At 60.4% G+C, this 1,182-nt stretch carries 1 protein-coding gene; it reads left to right on the forward strand.

The features are described from left to right. Window positions 1–737 precede the first annotated feature (737 nt). The coding region (locus IEY70_RS20800; RefSeq protein ID WP_505706066.1) for a transposase family protein at window positions 738–1,182 on the forward strand (445 nt) is incomplete at its 3' end.

Consider the following 1,182-nt stretch of genomic DNA (forward strand, 5'->3'; position numbering starts at 1 on the left):
TGGGTGCGCAGACGTACATGCGGATCAAGTCCACCGTGGAGACCGCGCGGTTGCGCGGTCAGGACCCCATTGCGGTCCTGACCAGCCTGTTGCGCTGACCCGGCGGCTTGACCTTATGGCCGACCGCTAATCACAGACTTGCTGAGTTCCATCACCTGTTCACTGAGTTTCTTGTAAGCCATAGTGCGCACAGTATGAAGGGCGCAGGGAATGAGTGTAAAGTACCCGGTATTTCTCTCATGTTAAGCAAATCATCGAATAAGAGCGAACCAGGAGCGAGAAAGCGGGTTTCCTGACGTCCAGGCACGCAAGGACAACGATTCCAGTCGTCCTGCGCAGGCCCCTGTGATAATTGCCCCGGCTCACTTTCAGGGGTAGCGGCACCACCCAATTCTTTGACCTTTCGCGACTCTGCAAGTGGCATTCGCTCAGGCGATCCGGGACCTTCCGGTAAAGAACCGGGCCGCGCACCCACAGTGAACCCTCAGAAATAAACCTATAGATGCCTCTTACGGACTCAGTCTGTTTCGTCCACAACTCGCCAACGCAACGGGTTGCCAACTCCCCGCCCGGAATCCTCTCTGCCTCAGTACCCGACACTTTCCCGGGGGGCTTGAAAAAGTTCGGCTGACACGCGAGAACAGAACGCGTCTCCCGATGTCCTGGCCAAGCTGACCCGCTGCTTCACCGCGCACTTCCCGGAGTTCCGCAAGAACCAGGTCGAGTTGCTTTCTCTCATGGTCCTCGCGCTCCTTGGGGGCAAGGACGTCCGGCATGCCGAACTCGCCTCGCGCTTCCCTGGAAGCGCGCACAACGCCTCCGTCATCCGCCGTGTGGAGCGCTTTTTTGACCGGCATCCCATCCAGCCGGCCGACGTCGCCCGGGTGGTCCTGACGCTCCTTCCCTCCGCGCAGCCACGCGAATTCATCCTCGACCGGACGAACTGGAAATACGGACAGACGGACGTGAACGTCCTGCTCCTGGCCGTCATCTGGCGGGGCGTCGCGATCCCCCTCCTCTACGAGCTGCTGCCCCATGGGGGCGGCAGCCATACGGAGATCCGGCACACCCTCATGGACGATGCCCTCTGCCTGCTCTCTGCAGCGGATATCCGGGTCCTGTACGCCGACCGCGAATTCGTCGGCTATGACTGGATTCAGGGATTGGCCTGCCGTGGAATTC

The sequence above is a fragment of the Deinococcus seoulensis genome (assembly GCF_014648115.1).
GTDB classification, from domain to species: domain Bacteria; phylum Deinococcota; class Deinococci; order Deinococcales; family Deinococcaceae; genus Deinococcus; species Deinococcus seoulensis.